This window comes from Streptococcus oralis, assembly GCF_026782345.1.
Classification (GTDB): domain Bacteria; phylum Bacillota; class Bacilli; order Lactobacillales; family Streptococcaceae; genus Streptococcus; species Streptococcus oralis_CK.
The window spans coordinates 350,561-370,249 of sequence record NZ_JAKUWI010000001.1; the positions used below are offsets into that span (position 1 = coordinate 350,561).

At 40.8% G+C, this 19,689-nt stretch carries 18 protein-coding genes and 2 tRNA genes; 16 read left to right on the forward strand and 4 right to left on the reverse strand.

What is annotated here, in order from left to right:
* Positions 1 to 22: 22 nt before the first annotated feature.
* Entirely contained in the window at positions 23 to 259 is a 237-nt protein-coding gene (gene rpsT / locus MK405_RS01740) for a 30S ribosomal protein S20 (RefSeq protein ID WP_001274000.1), read from the reverse strand.
* Positions 260 to 326: 67 nt separating this feature from the next.
* Positions 327 to 1,247, reverse strand: coding sequence for a type I pantothenate kinase (gene coaA / locus MK405_RS01745; RefSeq protein WP_000180503.1), 921 nt, complete (start codon positions 1,245 to 1,247; stop codon positions 327 to 329).
* Positions 1,248 to 1,443: 196 nt separating this feature from the next.
* Here coaA and MK405_RS01750 point away from each other — a divergent pair, with 196 nt between their 5' ends.
* From MK405_RS01750 to MK405_RS01790, 9 genes are all read left to right on the forward strand, one after another.
* Positions 1,444 to 1,851 carry a hypothetical protein gene (locus MK405_RS01750; protein WP_268704138.1) on the forward strand — a complete coding sequence of 136 codons (408 nt, stop codon included), beginning with the start codon at positions 1,444 to 1,446 and terminating at the stop codon, positions 1,849 to 1,851.
* A gap of 200 nt (positions 1,852 to 2,051) precedes the next feature.
* Positions 2,052 to 2,642, forward strand: coding sequence for a class I SAM-dependent methyltransferase (locus tag MK405_RS01755; RefSeq protein ID WP_268704139.1), 591 nt, complete (start codon positions 2,052 to 2,054; stop codon positions 2,640 to 2,642).
* Complete coding sequence (locus tag MK405_RS01760; protein WP_084939763.1) at positions 2,639 to 3,916, forward strand: pyrimidine-nucleoside phosphorylase; 1,278 nt, start codon at positions 2,639 to 2,641, stop codon at positions 3,914 to 3,916. Before MK405_RS01755 ends, MK405_RS01760 begins: the two co-directional genes overlap by 4 nt.
* Before the next feature lie 19 nt (positions 3,917 to 3,935).
* Positions 3,936 to 4,598, forward strand: coding sequence for a deoxyribose-phosphate aldolase (deoC, locus tag MK405_RS01765; RefSeq protein ID WP_268704140.1), 663 nt, complete (start codon positions 3,936 to 3,938; stop codon positions 4,596 to 4,598).
* Entirely contained in the window at positions 4,585 to 4,974 is a 390-nt protein-coding gene (locus tag MK405_RS01770; RefSeq protein ID WP_000246110.1) for a cytidine deaminase, read from the forward strand. The genes deoC and MK405_RS01770 overlap by 14 nt, the downstream gene beginning before the upstream one ends.
* 89 nt (positions 4,975 to 5,063) lie before the next feature.
* Entirely contained in the window at positions 5,064 to 6,119 is a 1,056-nt protein-coding gene (locus MK405_RS01775) for a BMP family lipoprotein (RefSeq protein ID WP_001036148.1), read from the forward strand.
* A 136-nt stretch (positions 6,120 to 6,255) separates the two neighbouring features.
* Positions 6,256 to 7,791 carry an ABC transporter ATP-binding protein gene (locus MK405_RS01780; RefSeq protein ID WP_268704141.1) on the forward strand — a complete coding sequence of 512 codons (1,536 nt, stop codon included), beginning with the start codon at positions 6,256 to 6,258 and terminating at the stop codon, positions 7,789 to 7,791.
* A complete protein-coding gene (locus MK405_RS01785; protein ID WP_000038677.1) occupies positions 7,784 to 8,842 on the forward strand; it encodes an ABC transporter permease in 1,059 nt (352 codons plus the stop codon). Before MK405_RS01780 ends, MK405_RS01785 begins: the two co-directional genes overlap by 8 nt.
* Positions 8,843 to 8,844: 2 nt before the next feature.
* Positions 8,845 to 9,801 (forward strand): ABC transporter permease, encoded by a 957-nt coding sequence (locus MK405_RS01790; RefSeq protein WP_000029134.1) that lies wholly within the window; start codon positions 8,845 to 8,847, stop codon positions 9,799 to 9,801.
* Positions 9,802 to 9,921: 120 nt separating this feature from the next.
* On the opposite strand, the gene MK405_RS01795 is transcribed toward MK405_RS01790, so the two are convergent.
* Together MK405_RS01795 and plsY are read right to left on the reverse strand one after the other, a co-directional pair.
* Entirely contained in the window at positions 9,922 to 11,196 is a 1,275-nt protein-coding gene (locus MK405_RS01795) for an MFS transporter (RefSeq protein ID WP_268704142.1), read from the reverse strand.
* A 109-nt stretch (positions 11,197 to 11,305) separates the two neighbouring features.
* On the reverse strand, positions 11,306 to 11,947 hold the full coding sequence (plsY, locus tag MK405_RS01800; protein WP_167265466.1) for a glycerol-3-phosphate 1-O-acyltransferase PlsY: 642 nt from the start codon (positions 11,945 to 11,947) through the stop codon (positions 11,306 to 11,308).
* 135 nt (positions 11,948 to 12,082) lie between these two features.
* On the opposite strand from plsY, the gene parE reads away from it, so the two are divergent.
* The 7 genes from parE (at position 12,083) to MK405_RS01835 (ending at position 19,578) form a co-directional block, all read left to right on the forward strand.
* Positions 12,083 to 14,026, forward strand: a complete 1,944-nt coding sequence (gene parE / locus MK405_RS01805; RefSeq protein ID WP_268704143.1) for a DNA topoisomerase IV subunit B — start codon at positions 12,083 to 12,085, stop codon at positions 14,024 to 14,026.
* Between the two features lie 27 nt (positions 14,027 to 14,053).
* The gene (locus MK405_RS01810; RefSeq protein WP_268704144.1) at positions 14,054 to 14,872 is read left to right on the forward strand and encodes an aminoglycoside 6-adenylyltransferase; all 819 of its coding nucleotides are present in this window, start codon (positions 14,054 to 14,056) and stop codon (positions 14,870 to 14,872) included.
* Between the two features lie 519 nt (positions 14,873 to 15,391).
* The gene (gene parC, locus MK405_RS01815; protein WP_268704145.1) at positions 15,392 to 17,872 is read left to right on the forward strand and encodes a DNA topoisomerase IV subunit A; all 2,481 of its coding nucleotides are present in this window, start codon (positions 15,392 to 15,394) and stop codon (positions 17,870 to 17,872) included.
* A gap of 115 nt (positions 17,873 to 17,987) precedes the next feature.
* Entirely contained in the window at positions 17,988 to 19,025 is a 1,038-nt protein-coding gene (locus MK405_RS01820; RefSeq protein ID WP_326845814.1) for a branched-chain amino acid aminotransferase, read from the forward strand.
* Positions 19,026 to 19,137: 112 nt separating this feature from the next.
* On the forward strand, positions 19,138 to 19,368 hold the full coding sequence (locus MK405_RS01825) for a DUF2969 domain-containing protein (protein WP_268704147.1): 231 nt from the start codon (positions 19,138 to 19,140) through the stop codon (positions 19,366 to 19,368).
* Positions 19,369 to 19,417: 49 nt separating this feature from the next.
* Positions 19,418 to 19,498, forward strand: a tRNA-Tyr gene (locus MK405_RS01830).
* 8 nt (positions 19,499 to 19,506) lie between these two features.
* Positions 19,507 to 19,578, forward strand: a tRNA-Gln gene (locus tag MK405_RS01835).
* Positions 19,579 to 19,689: the final 111 nt, after the last annotated feature.

A 19,689-nucleotide genomic window follows, 5' to 3' on the forward strand; every position in this document is an offset into this window, starting at 1 on the left:
AACAGCCTCTATGGACTGTTTCTTATTTAGCAAGTTTAGCTGAAAGACGAGCTTTATCGCGGCTTGCTTTGTTTTTATGAATCAAACCTTTAGTTTCTGCTTTGTCGATAGCTGAGCTAGCAGCACGGAAAAGTTCTTCAGAAGGGTTTGCTTCGAAAGCTTTGATAGCAGTACGCATAGCTGATTTTTGAGCTGAGTTTTTTTCGTTTTGTTTAACGTTCAATTCAGCGCGTTTGATAGCTGATTTAATGTTTGCCAATGTTCTTACCTCCATATTTACTAACTATACCATTATATATGAAAACTTAGGTTTTGACAAGGGGAAATTATTTTTTTAGGTAAATTTCATCGATTTCGTGGTTTTTAGTCTTGTGGAGAATGACCTCGGCGCGATTCCTTGTCGGTTCGATGTAGTTTTGTAGATTTGTGAGATTAATGCTGGTCCAAACCTGATGTGCAAAGGCTTCAACTTCTCCAATCGGCATTTGCGTAAAGCGGTGGTAGTAGCTGTTGGGATCATTTTGGGCAAAGCTGAGGAGTTTTAAGAAACGATCCAGATACCAACTTTCAATGTCCTCGACAGCAGCATCTACATAGATGGAGAAATCAAAGAAATCAGTGATGTAAAGGCGCTCATTTTGAGGGTTTTGAAAGACATTGATGCCTTCAACAATAACAAAGTCAGCAGCTTTGACACGTTGTTTCTCTCCAGGAACGATGTCATACACTTCATGAGAATAGACAGGAATATCGACATCTTGTCCATTCTTTAGGCGATCAAGAAAATCCAGTAAAGCTTCCATATCATAACTTTCAGGAAAACCTTTGCGATTTAAGATATCTTGGTCCATCAAGGTTTGATTGGGATAGAGAAAACCGTCAGTTGTCACCAATTCTACAGTAGCATCAGTAACTGTACGAGAGAGAAGGATTTGCAGAAGTCGGCTAGTTGTTGATTTTCCTACAGCTACACTTCCTGAAACTCCAATAATGAAGGGTTGAGATTTACTCTCTCTTTGGAGAAAAATCCCCTTAGAAAAGGCTAAATCCTCTTTGGTGCGTTTGTAAATTTGGATGAGATGAGCTAAAGGTAAATAAATATCTGTCACATCTTGCAGACTAATCTGGTCATTGAAACTCTTGATGGATTCTAGTTCCTCTTCTGTCAAAGGAGGTGTTGTCTTTCGATGTAAAGATTGCCAAGTCTGGCGACTGATTTTTTCAAAATGTAAAAATTCGTTGGTCATTGTTTTCCCCTAGATATTTTGTCTATCATACCATAAAAAGCTAAAAAAATAAAGCGGTTTCTTGATGGTAGTAAGTCAATATCGTATAATAGAGATGGAGGTTGAATAGTTTAATGATGAGATAGGGAATTGTTTCTGAAGAGTTATCAGTTATTAAAAGTGGTTTTTTTAGTTCGCAACTTATAGGAGGTATACAATGAAAATCTTGAGATGTTACATATTGGAACTCTGTTTTATTTTAAGTTTTACACTACCTTTTATAAGGGGAGCGAATGCGGATAATGGTAGACGCTTTGTAGAAACCTATTACGGTTTTACCTTCTTAATGGATCATCTCCTTGTAACAGCTGTCTTTATCTGTTCGCTCTTGATTGCCTGGCTAGTAAAAAAGCAGTGGACGAAATGGATTGCTGCTGGTAGTTATCTATTTTTGATTTTGTGGATTGCTACAGAAGGATATCTATTCCGTATGTCGCTAGAAGATTTGATACGACTTTGGACAAGTTTGGAAATCTTGACACAAACTTATCAGTTGGGCTTTTATCTAAACATCATATTGGGAATCCTGTTGATAATAAAGTATTTTAAGGTTAAGAAATGGTAATAAAAATGCGCCTGATTACAGACGATCTGTTTTTTACTGACTATGATAATTTGTAGTTCCCGATAGATTGTAATGTATTTCTAATCATTGAAAGAGATTGAAGAAAAGGTTTTACTTACTAGCTTACTTCAGTCTTTTTCATTTGATCATCACTTTGTAAACGATTTACAATTCAAGCCAAATTATGGTAAAATAGTTTTATGAGTAAAATGTATTATGCAGAAAATCCTGATGCTGCTCACGACATTCATGAGTTGAGAGTGGAGTTGTTGGGAGAAAATATGACCTTTTTAACAGATGCGGGTGTTTTTAGCAAGAAAATGGTTGACTTTGGGAGTCAACTTTTATTGAAGTGTTTGGAGGTTAACAAAGGAGAAACGGTCCTTGATGTAGGCTGTGGATACGGGCCATTGGGTTTGTCATTGGTCAAGACTTATGGAGTTCAGGCAACCATGGTCGATATCAATAATCGTGCTCTAGACTTGGCTCGACAAAATGCTGAACGAAATAAAGTAGAAGCGACGATTTTCCAATCCAATATCTATGAACAAGTTGAAGGGAAATTTGACCATGTTATTTCCAATCCGCCTATTCGAGCGGGCAAACAAGTTGTTCATGAGATTATCGAAAAGAGCAGAGATTTCTTGAAAGACAGAGGAGATTTAACCATCGTCATTCAGAAAAAGCAAGGTGCTCCAAGCGCCAAAAGCAAGATGGAAGATGTTTTTGGAAATTGTGAAATTATAAAGAAAGACAAGGGATATTATATCCTTAGAAGTGTGAAAGCATGAGAGCAGTTGATTTAATTCAAAAGAAACGAGATGGGCAAGAACTGACTTCAAATGAAATCAAGTGGCTAGTAGAAGGCTATGTAGCGGGAACTGTTCCAGACTATCAGATGTCTGCTTTTGCTATGGCTGTTTATTTTAAAGGAATGACCACACGAGAGATTTCTGACCTGACGATGAATATGGTCAAGACAGGTCAGGAGTTTGACTTGTCAGCTATTGATGGGGTTAAAGTTGACAAGCATTCTACGGGTGGAGTTGGGGATAAGGTGACCTTGATTTTAGCTCCCCTTGTTGCTAGCTTTGGTGTGCCTGTGGCAAAAATGAGTGGTCGTGGACTAGGGCATACTGGCGGAACCCTAGATAAGTTGGAAGCAATCAAGGGTTACCAAGTGGAGCGCAGTCAAGAAGATTTCATTCGTCAGGTACAGGACATTGGTGTATCTGTTATTGGGCAGTCAGATCAGCTGGTTAAAGCAGACAAACTTCTCTATGCCCTCCGAGATGTGACAGCAACTGTCGACACGATTCCTTTGATTGCTAGTTCGGTGATGAGCAAGAAAATTGCTGCTGGGGCGGATGCTATTTTGCTAGATGTAACAGTCGGTGAGGGTGCCTTCATGAAGACGGTTGATGAGGCGCGTGAATTGGCTCAAACCATGGTCGATTTGGGTAAGGCCGTTGGTCGAAAGACAGTAGCGGTTATTACCGATATGAGCCAGCCCTTGGGACGAGCCATTGGCAATCGTCTCGAAATCCTAGAAGCAATTGAAATTCTTCAAGGAAAGGGTCGAGAAGATATCAGTCACTTTATTTGTGAACTAGCTCAGATTATGCTTGGTTTGGCAAATGTCGAGAAGACGGTTGAAGAAGTCCGTCAACACCTTGAAAACGGCCAAGCGCTGGCTAAGTTTGAAGAAATGGTAGCAGCTCAAGGCGGTGATTTAGAAGATCTCTATCGTCCAGTAAATGTTACGCATGTGGTGGAAATCCCAGCTCAAGAGTCAGGTGTCATTTCAGCCCTTCCAGCGATGGAATTTGGTCTCTATGCCATGAGATTGGGAGCTGGTCGTGCAGTCAAGTCTGATGCTTTAGACTATGAAACTGGAATCGTTTTTGAGAAGAAGGTTGGTGACTCCGTTCAAAAGGGAGAAATTGTCGCAAAAGTTTATACAAATGGAAAAATTTCCCCTCAACTAGTTACAGAATTCCAAAAATATGTTAAAATAAATGATAGTGTGAAACGTTTGCAGGAAATAATTGAAATCATCTCATGAAAAAGAGAGGAATCCGAATATGAAATTAAACAAATGCATTGATCATACGCTTTTAAAACAAGATGCAAGTCAAGAACAAATTGATCGTTTGCTATCTGAAGCGCGTGAGTATGACTTTGCCAGCGTTTGTGTTAATCCCACATGGGTTAAACATGCGAAAACAGGACTTGAAGGCTCAGATGTAAAGGTTTGTACAGTAGTTGGTTTCCCCTTGGGAGCGACAACTTCAGCTGTAAAAGCTTTTGAAACCAAGGAAGCCATCCAAAATGGTGCAGATGAGATTGATATGGTTATCAATGTCGGTGCTCTCAAATCAGGTAATCTTGATTTGGTTGAATCGGACATCCGTGCTGTTGTAGAAGCAAGTGGTGACAAGTTGGTTAAGGTCATTATTGAAGCTTGCTTGTTGACAGACGATGAAAAGGTTGTGGCTTGCCAATTATCCCAGAAAGCGGGTGCTGACTTTGTCAAAACATCAACTGGATTTTCAACTGGTGGTGCCACTATAGAGGATGTTAAGTTGATGCGTAAAACAGTCGGGCCAGATATGGGAGTTAAGGCAGCTGGTGGAGCTCGTTCATATGCAGATGCTGTCGCTTTTGTGGAAGCAGGCGCTACCCGTATCGGAACATCTGCTGGCGTTGCGATTTTAAAAGGAGAATTGGCAGATGGCGACTACTGAGTTGATTGAACTAGCAATTGAAACCAGCAAACAAGCCTATGTGCCTTATTCTCACTTTCCTATCGGAGCTGTTTTAGTAGCCAAGGATGGTAGTATTTATACGGGTGTAAACATCGAGAATGCTAGCTATCCCTTGACTAATTGTGGAGAACGTACAGCTATCTTCAAGGCAGTTTCTGAGGGGCAACGGGAGTTTTCAGAATTGATTGTCTACGGACAGACTGAAAAACCTATCTCGCCATGTGGCGCTTGTCGCCAAGTGATGGCTGAATTTTTTGAAAAAGATCTAAAAGTGACACTTGTCGCAAAAGATAAATCGACGGTCGAGATGACGGTCGGGGAGTTACTTCCATACTCTTTTACAGACTTAAACTAGTCTGAGTCACTCTCTGAGTGACGCGGCCCTTGTGGCCAAACAATCCATACTTGCAACATCGTTGCACATCTTATTTAGGAGGTTCAGTAATGAACAAGAAACAATGGCTAGGCCTTGGTCTAGTTGCAGTAGCAGCAGTTGGACTTGCTGCATGTGGTAACCGCTCTTCTCGTAACGCAGCTTCATCTTCATCTGAAATGAAGACGAAAGCAGCGATCGTAACAGATACTGGTGGTGTTGATGACAAATCATTTAACCAATCAGCTTGGGAAGGTTTGCAAGACTGGGGTAAAGAACACAATCTTTCTAAAGATAAAGGCTTTACTTATTTCCAATCAACAAGTGAAGCAGACTATGCTAACAACTTGCAACAAGCGGCTGGAAGTTACAACCTGATCTTCGGTGTTGGTTTTGCACTTCACAATGCAGTTGAAGAGGCAGCAAAAGACCACTCTGACTTAAACTATGTCTTGATTGATGATGTGATCAAAGATCAAAAGAATGTTGCGAGCGTAACATTTGCTGATAACGAAGCGGCTTACCTTGCTGGTGTTGCAGCAGCTAAAACAACTAAAACAAAACAAGTTGGTTTTGTAGGCGGTATCGAATCTGAAGTTATTTCACGTTTCGCTGCTGGATTTAAGGCTGGTGTTGAGTCAGTAGACCCATCTATCAAAGTACAAGTTGACTACGCTGGTTCATTTGGTGATGCTGCCAAAGGTAAAACAATTGCAGCAGCTCAATACGCTGCAGGTGCAGACGTTGTCTACCAAGCAGCTGGTGGTACAGGTGCTGGTGTCTTTGCTGAAGCAAAATCTTTGAACGAAAGCAAAAATGAAGATGAAAAAGTTTGGGTTATTGGTGTAGACCGTGACCAAGCAGCAGAAGGTAAATACACTTCTAAAGATGGTAAAGAATCAAACTTCGTTCTTGTATCGACATTGAAACAAGTTGGTACAACTGTAAAAGATATTGCTAATAAGGCAGAAAAAGGTGAATTCCCTGGCGGACAAGTTATTGTCTACTCATTGAAAGATAAAGGGGTTGACTTGGCAGTGACAAACCTTTCAGAAGAAGGTAAAAAAGCTGTTGAAGACGCAAAAGCTAAAATCCTTGACGGAAGCGTAAAAGTTCCTGAAAAATAATGGATAAAAGTCATTTCTTAGGAAGCGACCATCGGTCGCTTCTTTAAGAATTGAGGCAATTTTTGTCTCAATAGAACTTGTTAACACGATTAGCAGGTTTTATTGAAACAAAATAAACCTCGGAAAGGAAAAGCATATGGCACACGAAAATGTCATTGAGATGCGGGATATTACCAAGGTGTTTGGTGAATTTGTAGCAAACGACAAGATCAACTTGCAACTGCGAAAAGGTGAAATCCATGCACTTTTAGGAGAAAATGGAGCGGGTAAATCCACTCTGATGAATATGCTGGCAGGACTTCTCGAGCCAACTAGTGGTGAAATTGCGGTGAATGGTCAGGTTGTCAAACTAGATTCACCTTCTAAAGCTGCTAGTCTAGGAATTGGGATGGTTCACCAACATTTTATGTTGGTTGAAGCTTTTACAGTAGCTGAAAATATCATTTTGGGGAGTGAAATCACTAAAAATGGTGTGCTAGATATAGCTGAAGCTACTAAAGAAATCAAGGCTCTTTCTGAACGTTATGGTTTGGCAGTGGATCCTGCTGCCAAGGTGGCAGATATTTCCGTTGGTGCTCAACAACGTGTAGAAATCTTGAAGACACTTTATCGTGGTGCTGATATCCTCATCTTTGACGAACCGACAGCCGTATTGACTCCTTCAGAGATTGATGAGTTGATGGCTATCATGAAAAACCTTGTCAAAGAAGGAAAATCTATTATTTTGATTACCCATAAACTGGATGAAATTCGTGCGGTATCCAATAGAGTGACGGTTATTCGTCGTGGGAAATCAATCCAGACGGTTGAGATTGCAGGGGCAACCAATGCAGACTTGGCAGAGATGATGGTAGGACGTTCTGTCTCCTTCAAAACGGAGAAACAGGCACCACAACCAAAAGAAGTAGTCTTGTCTATCAAAGACTTGGTTGTTAATGAAAACCGCGGTATACCAGCTGTGAAGAATCTTTCTTTGGATGTTCGTGCTGGTGAAATTGTCGGTATTGCAGGTATTGATGGCAATGGCCAATCTGAACTCATTCAAGCCATTACGGGTCTTCGTAAGGTTGAGTCTGGTAGTATTGAATTAAAAGGCAAATCAATCGTGGGGATGCACCCTCGACAAATTACGGAACTAAGCGTGGGACACGTTCCTGAAGACCGCCACCGTGATGGTTTGATTTTGGATATGATGATTTCAGAAAATATCGCTCTTCAAACCTACTACAAAGAGCCACTCAGCAAGAATGGTATCTTAAACTATGCCAATATCACTTCACATGCCAAGAAATTGATGGAAGAATTTGACGTCCGTGCGGCGAGCGAGTTTGTTCCAGCAGCAGCTCTTTCAGGGGGAAATCAACAAAAAGCGATTATCGCTCGCGAGATTGATCGTGATCCTGATCTCCTTATCGTCAGCCAACCAACTCGTGGTTTGGATGTCGGTGCCATTGAATATATCCACAAACGCTTGATTGAAGAACGTGATAACGGGAAAGCTGTGCTTGTTGTCAGCTTTGAATTGGATGAGATTTTAAATGTCTCAGATCGAATTGCTGTTATTCATGATGGGAAGATTCAAGGTATTGTGTCGCCAGAAACGACTAACAAACAAGAACTTGGTATCTTGATGGCAGGTGGAAACTTGGGAAAGGAGAAGGATGATGTCTAAAAAGTTACAACAAATTTCGGTTCCCTTAATTTCCGTATTCTTAGGAATCTTGCTCGGAGCCATTGTCATGTGGATTTTCGGCTACGATGCTATCTGGGGTTATGAGGAGTTGTTCTATACAGCTTTTGGTAGCCTCCGTGGGATTGGTGAGATTTTCCGTGCCATGGGTCCTCTTGTCTTGATTGGTCTGGGGTTTGCAGTTGCCAGTCGTGCAGGTTTCTTTAACGTTGGACTTCCTGGTCAGGCACTAGCGGGTTGGATTCTTAGTGGTTGGTTTGCTTTGTCGCATCCGGATATGCCACGCCCAATGTTGATTTTAGCTACCGTAGTAATTGCTTTGATTGCAGGTGGGATTGTAGGTGCTATTCCAGGTATTCTCAGAGCCTATTTAGGTACATCAGAGGTTATCGTAACCATCATGATGAACTACATTGTTTTGTACGTAGGGAACGCCTTTATTCATTCTTTTCCGAAAGATTTTATGCAAAGCACGGACTCAACGATTCGTGTGAGTGCCAATGCCACTTATCAGACACCATGGTTATCTGAGTTGACTGGCAATTCTCGTATGAATATCGGGATCTTCTTTGCCATCATTGCTGTTGGCGTGATTTGGTTCTTGCTCAAGAAAACGACTCTCGGTTTTGAAATTCGTGCAGTTGGTCTTAATCCCCATGCTTCAGAGTACGCTGGTATTTCAGCAAAACGTACAATCATTCTATCAATGATCATCTCTGGTGCTTTGGCTGGTCTTGGTGGAGCGGTCGAAGGTCTTGGAACCTTCCAAAACGTTTACGTTCAAGGTTCATCATTAGCTATCGGATTTAACGGGATGGCAGTTAGTTTGCTTGCTGGAAACTCACCAATTGGAATTCTCTTTGCAGCCTTCTTATTTGGAGTTTTGCAAGTAGGAGCACCGGGTATGAACGCTGCGCAAGTTCCGTCTGAGCTTGTCAGCATTGTAACAGCGTCTATTATCTTCTTTGTCAGTGTTCACTATATTATCGAACATTTTGTCAAACCCAAAAAACAAGTTAAAGGAGGTAAGTAAGGATGTCTATTACAACATTACTCACCCTCTTGGTCTCTTCTATGCTGATTTACTCAGCACCACTTATTTTTACGAGTATCGGAGGAGTCTTCTCTGAACGTGGTGGTGTCGTTAATGTCGGTCTTGAAGGAATTATGGTTATGGGAGCCTTTTCTGGGGTTGTCTTTAACCTTGAGTTTGCAGAACAGCTTGGAGCAGCGACCCCTTGGATTTCCTTGTTAGTTGCTGGTATCGTGGGAGCTATTTTCTCCCTCATCCATGCAGTCGCTACAGTTCATTTCCGTGCGGACCATGTTGTCAGTGGTACAGTATTGAACTTGATGGCTCCTGCCCTAGCAGTTTTCTTGGTTAAAGTTCTTTATAACAAAGGGCAAACGGATAACTTAAGCCAGACTTTTGGACGTTTTGATTTCCCAGTTTTGGCTAATATCCCTGTGATTGGAGATATTTTCTTCAAGTCTACCAGTCTACTAGGTTATATCGCAATTGCCTTCTCATTCTTTGCTTGGTTTATTCTCTTTAAGACACGCTTTGGTCTTCGCCTTCGCTCTGTCGGTGAACACCCTCAAGCAGCGGATACCTTGGGGATCAATGTCTACAAGATGCGATATCTTGGGGTTATCATTTCAGGTTTCCTTGGTGGAATTGGGGGAGCGATTTATGCTCAATCCATTTCAGTTAACTTCTCAGTGACAACTATTGTCGGTCCTGGATTTATCGCTCTTGCTGCGATGATCTTTGGTAAATGGAACCCAATTGGTGCTATGCTTTCTAGTCTTTTCTTTGGACTTTCACAAAGTTTGGCAGTTATCGGTTCTCAATTACCTTTCTTACAAGGAGTGCCAGCGGTTTACCTTCAAATCGCGCCTTATGTCTTGACCATCCTTGTCTTGGCAGCTTTCTTTGGAAAAGCAGTTGCGCCTAAGGCAGACGGTATCAACTACATCAAGTCAAAATAAGCATACAAAAAAACGTCAGTTTCAAACTGGCGTTTTCTATTTTTAAAATTTCAGTTTTGAAATATATGATAGTAAATTATAGCGAATAAGCAACTCTTAAATTTTAAGTTCTAATTAAACTTAGTTTTCAATTTTTAGTATTCTAAAAATTTTAGGTAACATTATAATTATATATATTAGTAGGGTTCCTCCCCCGAATATGAATATCACCCCTCCATTCACTTCTTTTTGAAAAAGATAAGTGAATACTATGGTACCTATCGGCATGATAGATGTATTTAGTGTAAATAAAGTACTCATTACTCTGCCTAAAAATTTTGTTTCGATGGTACTTTGAAGGTAAGTCATCACAATAATATTTAAAACAACAAGAGTAAACGCAATGATTCCCATAAATATACTACCAAGAAAAGAAATAATAATTTGAGAGTTAGTTGATGCAAATATGATGCCTAAACCAATAATAGCCATAGTTAAGAGAACAAGTGGCATGGTTATCTTACTCGAGAGTAAGATGTTGTTTTCTTTCTTATCTGGCAATAGTGACATTGAAATACTTGCTAAAAGCATTCCTACTGCTGCCATAGTTTCAAGCATTCCTACTGTCGAGTTACCTAACAGAAGTTGTTCTTTTACTACAAATGGCACCCCAATACTGATAGATGTGTAGAAAAAATTGAGGATAACACTTACAAGAATAATGTATTTTACAATTTGATTTTCTTTAAGAAATTGAATGATTCCTTTGACTCCATGCAGAGGATTTTCACAATTCGTAGCCTTGTTCTCTTTCTCGTTATATTCATAGTAAAATTTCATACTAAGTAGAACTCCTAAAGAGAGGAGGTTTGCAAAGATTTCAATTAGAATAAAACCTGCAAAACCTAACCAACCATAAAAAATGACTCCAATGGCTGGAGAAAGCATGGTTGCAATTGCAATGGCAGTCTGTGTAACAGAACCTAATCTTTGAATTTTTTTATCATTTACTAATTCATGAATTGAGGCTGAATAACAAGTATCACTTATATTGACTGTAATAGAGTGGAGTATTACAAATGGAATTACTAGATATAAGATACTAGAAGAATCCATAAGAAAATAAAAAGCATAAAACAAAAGAAAGATAAAAATCCTAAAGATGAAATTATATATTAAGATTTTCTTGTGTGGGTATCTATCTACTAGATTACCAATGGGAACTAAGAAAATCAAACTGACTAAAGGATAAATAATCATATTAATCCCAAAACTCATTGCAGATTTTGTTTTATCCAGTAGCATCAAACCTAAAGCAAAATTGAAAGATTTCCCGCTCAAAGAGCCAATGAAATTGCTAATAAAATCTTTTATAATTTGCTTATTTGATATACGATCACTAATTATATTTTTCATCTACATCTTCCACCATGAAAGTTATTATTTAAAAAGTATATCTAATAAGAATCACACTAGGATATTAGTGTAATTGAATATCTTTAAACGCCAGTTCAAAACTGGCGTTTTATTTGTTAGGATTTTGATGGGTTAGGTTCAATCCCCAAGGGACAAGATTTTCAGTTTTATTTTTGATACGTGTGATATTATCCTTGTGACGAATGATAATCAAGCTAGCAAGTGCTAGGATAATCAGAATGAAGAGAAGGTCATAGCTGTCTAGGATAAATCCAAATAGTGGAAATAGGAGAACTCCGATAACGGCTGCGATAGAAGCGGCAACGCTAGACAAGGAAATCATACTACCAAGATAGAGGGTTCCAAAGAATACGACTGCTAGGTAGAGACAGAAGATAGGCGCAAATCCGAAAACAACTCCAGCGCTAGTTGCGACAGCCTTACCACCTTTAAAGCCTGCAAAGATAGGGAAGGTATGTCCAATGACAGCCAAAAGTCCAAAGACAAGAGGTGATACACCTTGTAGGTGGAAAAGAATTGGAAGCAGAGTGGCCAAGGTCCCTTTGAAAAAGTCAATTACAAAGGTTGCCATACCTGCTTTCTTACCCAAAATGCGAAAAGTATTGGTTGTTCCAGTATTTCCAGAACCATGTTCACGCAGATTTGTTTGAAAGAAGATTTGTCCGATCCAAAGACCAGAAGGGATTGAGCCTAGTAGATAAGCTGAAATTAATAATACAAATGTCATCATAGACCTATTATACCATGAAATAGTGTAGAAATGATGAGAATATCCTTTAAAATTGTGACAGCTGAACGGGAAAAACTTTGCAAAATCCCTAGAAAACCTGTAAAATAGAAAAGATGAACAAATAGGAGGTTCCTTGTGTCAAAAAAGGAAATCAATATTAATAACTATAATGATGACGCCATTCAGGTGCTAGAAGGGTTGGATGCGGTTCGTAAACGTCCGGGGATGTATATCGGATCGACCGACGGTGCTGGTCTCCACCATCTAGTTTGGGAAATAGTGGACAATGCAGTCGATGAGGCCTTGTCTGGCTTTGGTGACCGCATTGATGTGACTATCAATAAAGACGGAAGTCTAACAGTAGAGGACCATGGTCGTGGGATGCCGACTGGTATGCATGCCATGGGAATTCCAACCGTAGAGGTTATCTTTACCATTCTCCATGCCGGAGGGAAATTCGGTCAAGGGGGTTATAAGACATCTGGAGGTCTCCACGGGGTGGGGTCTTCTGTTGTTAATGCCCTTTCTAGTTGGCTAGAAGTAGAAATCACTCGTGATGGTGCTGTTTATAAGCAACGCTTTGAAAATGGTGGAAAACCTGCCATGACTTTGAAGAAAATTGGTACAGCACCCAAGACTAAGACAGGTACCAAAGTCACCTTCATGCCAGATGCCAGTATCTTTTCTACGACTGACTTCAAGTACAATACCATCTCAGAACGCCTTAATGAGTCAGCCTTTCTCTTGAAAAATGTGACCTTGTCTTTGACAGATAAGCGAACAGATGAAGCAATCGAATTCCATTATGAGAACGGGGTACAAGACTTTGTTTCTTACCTCAATGAAGACAAGGAAACCTTGACGCCGGTTCTGTACTTTGAGGGGGAAGACAATGGTTTCCAAGTGGAAGTTGCCCTCCAGTACAATGATGGATTCTCAGATAACATCTTGTCCTTTGTCAATAACGTTCGTACCAAGGACGGTGGAACGCATGAGACGGGACTCAAGTCTGCCATTACAAAGGTCATGAACGACTATGCGCGTAAGACGGGACTTCTCAAAGAAAAAGATAAAAATCTTGAAGGATCAGATTATCGTGAGGGACTAGCGGCCGTTCTTTCTATTCTTGTTCCTGAAGAACATTTGCAGTTTGAAGGCCAGACCAAGGACAAACTTGGAAGCCCTCTGGCTCGTCCTGTTGTGGATGGCATAGTATCTGATAAGTTGACCTTCTTTCTAATGGAAAATGGAGAACTAGCTTCCAATCTCATTCGCAAGGCTATCAAGGCGCGTGATGCCCGTGAAGCGGCACGTAAGGCACGTGATGAGAGCCGAAATGGTAAGAAAAATAAAAAAGACAAGGGCTTGTTGTCTGGAAAATTGACTCCAGCCCAGTCTAAAAACCCTGCCAAGAATGAACTCTATCTGGTTGAGGGGGACTCTGCCGGCGGTTCTGCCAAGCAAGGTCGTGATCGTAAGTTCCAGGCTATCTTGCCCCTTCGAGGTAAGGTTATCAATACCGCCAAGGCTAAAATGGCGGATATCCTCAAAAACGAAGAAATCAACACTATGATTTACACCATAGGTGCGGGTGTGGGGGCAGACTTCTCCCTTGAAGATGCCAACTACGACAAAATCATTATCATGACCGATGCGGATACCGATGGTGCCCACATTCAAACTCTTCTTTTAACCTTTTTCTACCGCTACATGCGTCCGCTAGTTGAGGCGGGACATGTCTATATCGCCCTTCCGCCTCTTTACAAGATGTCAAAAGGAAAAGGCAAGAAAGAAGAAGTAGCTTATGCTTGGACGGATGGTGAGTTAGAAGAACTTCGCAAGAAGTTCGGTAAAGGCGCTACCCTTCAACGCTACAAAGGTCTTGGTGAGATGAATGCGGACCAACTCTGGGAAACAACCATGAACCCAGAAACACGTACCCTTATCCGTGTCACGATTGAAGATCTCGCACGCGCTGAACGCCGTGTCAATGTCCTTATGGGAGATAAGGTCGAACCACGTCGTAAATGGATTGAAGATAATGTCAAGTTTACGCTGGAAGAAGCGACTGTGTTTTAAGTCGGTTTTTAATGAATGGGTATCAACATGAGAACAGAAACAGAAATGCTCGATGTGATTTTACAGACTGCCAAATCTTTACAAGTTGAAGCTGTTGCCATGTCTGGTTCACGAACTGATACAAAAGCGCCAAAAGATGAGTTTCAGGATTACGACGTGGTCTATGTTGTGAACGACTTAGATAATCTGACGAGTGACCTTTCTTGGTTGAACCAGTTTGGCAAACGCTTGATTGAACAGTATAATGTACTGGGTCACCGTCTTCTCTACCTCATGCTCTTTGAAGATGGCAATCGTATTGATTTAACCCTCTGCCCCAAAGAGCATATCAAAGAGTGGGTGGATAGTGAAGCTGATTATACAGTTTTGAAAGATGAGAAAGGCTTGTTTGCGCCCTATTCTCCAAATCCTCAACGTTACTGGACAAGTCCTGCTAGTCAGACAGATTTTGAAAAAGCCTGCAATGAATTTTGGTGGGTATCAGCCTATGTGGTTAAGGGTATTCGTCGTAAGCAACTCATCTATGCGACGGACCATCTTTACGGGATTTGTCAACAAGAACTCTTGAAGGTCTTAGCTTGGCAGGTAGCCAGTGATAGGGGAAGAGTCAATATCGGCAAGAACTATAAGTATCTCTTTAACTATTTACCTGCTGAGAAAGAGAAGCAATTCTCAAATCTGCTTGATTTCTCCAGTTTAGAAAAAATCACTCAGTCTTTATTTGCTACCATGGAACTTTTCCACCAAGAAGTTCAGTCCCTTGCTCAAAAAATGGGATTTGACTATGATATGGAAGTAGCTGAGAAGATGATTAAGTATGCTGAGGAGAGACTTTCAAATCACTAACTAAATAAAGTATATAATTTAAAAGATTAAACTACAGAAAAGATAGTTTAGTTATATATAGTAACTGAACACGGGGATAATTTCTGTAAATTATCCCTTATTCTATAAAAACCTACTCTACATTCTTTGAAAGGAGTTGAACACGCCCTAAATACTGTGTGGAAATTCCTTATTACTAACTGATGCAACAAATTTTAAACACATTAAATTACAGAAAGGATAGTTTGGTTATTTTTAGTAACTGAACACGGGACTAATTTCTTAGGAAAAAAGATAAATCGCTTTGTGTTCATCGAACTCTGCATCGATTTCCTATTTTTCTACAGAAATTTTCGGCAGGCCGAAACGTCCCTTTGTATCTTAACTGAACATATTTTCTATAAAAACCTACTCTACATTCTTTGAAAGGAGTTGAACACGCCCTAAATGCTGTGTGAAAAAGATAAATTCTCTTGTGAGCATCGCTCACTGCAATAATTTCCTATTTTCACTTTGCATTTTACGGGCTTTGTATCCTATATGAGTAACATTCAAAACATGTCCCTTGAGGACATCATGGGAGAGCGCTTTGGTCGCTACTCCAAGTACATCATTCAAGACCGGGCTTTGCCAGACATTCGGGATGGATTGAAGCCGGTTCAGCGCCGTATTCTTTATTCTATGAATAAGGATGGAAATACCTTTGACAAGAGCTACCGTAAGTCGGCCAAGTCTGTCGGGAACATCATGGGGAATTTCCACCCCCACGGTGACAGTTCCATCTATGATGCCATGGTCCGTATGTCTCAGGACTGGAAAAATCGTGAGATTCTAGTTGAAATGCACGGTAACAACGGTTCTATGGACGGAGATCCGCCTGCGGCGATGCGTTATACCGAGGCGCGTTTGTCTGAGATCGCAGGCTACCTTCTTCAGGATATCGAGAAGAAGACAGTTCCTTTTGCCTGGAACTTTGACGATACGGAGAAAGAGCCGACAGTTCTGCCAGCAGCTTTTCCCAATCTTTTAGTCAATGGTTCGACTGGGATTTCAGCTGGATATGCTACGGATATTCCACCACATAATTTGGCTGAAGTCATTGATGCGACGGTTTACATGATTGATCACCCAACAGCTAAGGTCGATAAGTTGATGGAATTCTTGCCTGGGCCAGACTTCCCTACAGGGGCTATCATCCAAGGACGTGATGAAATCAAGAAGGCCTATGAAACTGGGAAAGGGCGCGTGGTTGTTCGTTCCAAGACGGAGATTGAAAAACTAAAAGGTGGTAAGGAGCAAATCGTTATCACTGAGATTCCTTATGAAATCAATAAGGCTAATCTAGTCAAGAAAATCGATGATGTCCGTGTCAATAACAAGGTAGCTGGTATTGCTGAGGTTCGTGATGAGTCTGACCGTGACGGTCTTCGTATCGCTATTGAACTTAAGAAAGACGCGAATACCGAGCTCGTACTCAACTATCTCTTCAAATACACTGACTTGCAAATCAACTACAACTTTAACATGGTGGCGATTGACAATTTCACACCTCGTCAGGTCGGGATTGTCCCAATCTTGTCTAGCTATATCGCCCACCGTCGTGAAGTGATTTTGGCTCGTTCACGCTTTGATAAGGAAAAGGCTGAGAAACGTCTCCATATCGTTGAAGGTTTAATTCGCGTGATTTCGATTTTGGATGAAGTCATTGCCCTTATCCGAGCTTCTGAGAACAAGGCTGACGCTAAGGAAAACCTCAAGGTCAGCTATGAGTTTACTGAGGAGCAGGCTGAAGCCATCGTGACCTTACAACTTTACCGTTTGACCAATACAGATGTGGTTGTCTTGCAGGAAGAAGAAGCAGAACTTCGTGAAAAAATTGCCATGCTTGCGGCTATCATCGGTGATGAACGAACTATGTACAATCTTATGAAGAAAGAACTCCGTGAAGTCAAGAAGAAATTTGCGACACCACGTTTGAGTACTTTGGAAGATACTGCAAAAGTAATCGAGATTGACACAGCTAGTTTGATTGCTGAGGAAGATACCTATGTCAGCGTGACTAAGGCAGGCTATATCAAGCGTACTAGCCCACGTTCCTTTGCGGCTTCCACTCTGGAAGAAATTGGCAAACGTGATGATGATCGTCTGATCTTTGTGCAAGATGCCAAGACAACCCAGCACCTCTTGATGTTCACTACTCTTGGAAATGTCATTTATCGACCAATCCATGAATTGGCAGATATTCGTTGGAAGGATATCGGAGAGCATCTGAGCCAGACCATTACAAACTTTGAGACTAACGAAGAAATACTCTATGCAGAAGTCGTGGATCAGTTTGATGATGCGACAACATATTTTGCAACGACTCGCCTTGGTCAAATCAAGCGTGTAGAACGCAAAGAATTCTCTCCATGGCGGACCTACAAGTCTAAGTCTGTCAAGTATGCTAAACTCAAAGACGAGACAGATCAGATTATAGCAGTGGCTCCGATTAAACTAGATGATGTTCTTTTGATTAGTCAAAACGGTTATGCCCTTCGTTTCAATATCGAAGAAGTTCCGGTTGTTGGTGCCAAGGCTGCGGGTGTCAAGGCTATGAACCTGAAAGCAGATGATGCACTTCAGGCTGCCTTTATCTGTAACACTTCATCCTTCTACCTCTTGACCCACCGTGGAAGCTTGAAACGCGTCTCCATTGAGGAAATTCCAGCGACCAGCCGTGCCAAACGAGGCCTACAAGTCTTGCGTGAGTTGAAAAACAAACCGCACCGTGTCTTCTTGGCTGGAGCAGTTGCAGAGCTAGGATTCGTTGGTGATCTCTTTAGTACAGAAATGGAAGAAAACGACCAAACGCTGCTTGTCCAATCTAACAAGGGAACAATCTATGAGAGTCGCTTGCAAGACTTGAACCTGTCAGAACGTACTAGCAATGGAAGCTTTATTTCAGACACCATTTCAGATGAGGAAGTTTTCGATGCTTACCTCAAAGAAGTCTTTAAAGAGGATAAAGCAAATCCTTAAAAAGAATCAGTCCAAGGGGCTGATTTCTTTATGTTGAAAAAATTTTCAGAAAATTACAAATAATACTTGAAATTTTACTAGAAAAGTGTAGAATAGAACACATAGTTTGAATAGTATAAAGGAGAAACACATGACAGTTGCAATTGATTGGGAAAACTTTGGATTTTCTTATATGAAATTACCTTATCGTTACATCGCTCATTATAAAAATGGTCAATGGGATCAAGGAAAATTGACAGAGGATGCAACCTTGCATATTTCAGAGTCTTCTCCAAGTCTCCATTATGGACAGCAAGCATTTGAGGGATTAAAAGCCTACCGTACCAAAGATGGCAGTGTCCAACTGTTCCGTCCTGACGAAAATGCCAAGCGTCTGCAACGTACCTGCGACCGTCTATTGATGCCACAAGTTCCGACAGAAATGTTTGTAGAAGCTTGTAAAGCAGTTGTGCGTGCAAATGAAGAATACGTCCCACCATATGGAACAGGTGGAACCCTTTATCTTCGTCCACTTTTGATTGGTGTTGGGGATATTATCGGGGTAAAACCAGCAGAAGAGTATATTTTCACCATCTTTGCTATGCCAGTTGGTAACTATTTTAAAGGTGGTTTAGTCCCAACCAACTTCTTGATTCAGGATGAATACGACCGTGCAGCTCCGAATGGTACAGGTGCGGCCAAGGTAGGTGGAAACTATGCTGCTAGTCTCCTCCCAGGTAAAATGGCCAAGTCACGCCAATTTTCAGATGTTATCTACCTAGACCCATCTACACATACAAAGATTGAAGAAGTCGGTTCAGCTAACTTCTTTGGAATTACAGCTGACAATGAATTTGTAACACCATTGAGTCCATCTATCTTGCCATCTATTACCAAGTACTCTTTGCTTTACTTGGCAGAACACCGCTTGGGCTTAACACCGATTGAAGGTGATGTCCCAATCGATAATTTGGATCGTTTTGTAGAGGCAGGTGCTTGTGGTACAGCAGCGGTCATTTCTCCAATTGGGGGGATCCAACATGGCGATGATTTCCATGTTTTCTATAGTGAAACAGAGGTAGGTCCTGTTACACGTAAACTCTACGATGAATTGACGGGTATCCAATTTGGTGATGTAGAAGCACCAGAGGGATGGATTGTCAAAGTGGACTAAAAGACACGAAGTAAAGAAGAACTCCATAGCAGTTGTAATAGCTGAAATGGAGTTTTTTCTTGCTAGTTTTAGCATTTTCTTGTACAATAGAAAAAGTGAAAAGAGGTAAAGTATGAGTAAAAAAGATAAGAAAATTGAAATCCAATTAACCGATGCAAAAGTGACTGTTGGAAAAGACAGCTATGAAGGATACGTTTTGACGATTGGGAAAAAGGTCATTGGAGAAATTGCCGAATTAGATAGCCAATTTGCCATCATAAAGAAAGGAAATGTCGATAGTTTTTATAAAAAACTTGAAAAAGCTGTGGAAATTTTGATTGAAAACTATAATTTGACAAAATAATACTTGTTTTATTGAAAATTTCATGATATAATAGACTTCGTTGAACATTGGAGAGATAGCGAAGAGGCTAAACGCGGCGGACTGTAAATTCGCTCCTTCGGGTTCGGGGGTTCGAATCCCTCTCTCTCCATTCATCATTGGGGTATAGCCAAGCGGTAAGGCAAGGGACTTTGACTCCCTCATGCGTTGGTTCGAATCCAGCTACCCCAGTTCTTAGGTAATAAGTTCAAGATAAAAAGAAAAATATCTTAGGGTATTTTATTTTTATAATTGAAAGGCGTGAACGATGTGAACATGTCTTTGCGGGTGCTTAGGAAAAAA